We start from the raw sequence: 310 nt of genomic DNA, 5'->3' as shown, positions 1-310 counted from the left end.
CTGTGTTCTCGGCATTACTAATAAAACAATGATATCCAGTTTTCAAAGAACAAAGTATTAACATTACCCCTAAGGGTAATGGAGGATAACGGGATCGAACCGTTGACCTCCTGCGTGCAAAGCAGGCGCTCTCCCATCTGAGCTAATCCCCCAGGTCGTCACTGGGCCTAAATGGACTTGAACCATCGACCTCACGCTTATCAGGCGTGCGCTCTAACCAGCTGAGCTATAGGCCCGAAAAGCAAACGTATGCCTGAGGGTAGTCCCCTCAAAACTAAACAAAGTTTCATGTGATAGTTTCCGTTGATGC

Annotated in this window: 2 tRNA genes; both read right to left on the bottom strand. The window is 47.4% G+C overall.

The features are described 5' to 3' along the window. Positions 1-79 precede the first annotated feature (79 nt). Positions 80-152, bottom strand: a tRNA-Ala gene (locus FD02_RS03025). 10 nt (positions 153-162) lie between these two features. Then, a tRNA-Ile gene (locus FD02_RS03020) sits at positions 163-236 on the bottom strand. Positions 237-310 lie beyond the last annotated feature (74 nt).

The sequence above is a fragment of the Lacticaseibacillus nasuensis JCM 17158 genome, assembly GCF_001434705.1.
GTDB classification, from domain to species: Bacteria; Bacillota; Bacilli; order Lactobacillales; family Lactobacillaceae; genus Lacticaseibacillus; species Lacticaseibacillus nasuensis.
This window is presented reverse-complemented; position numbering and strand designations above follow the sequence as displayed.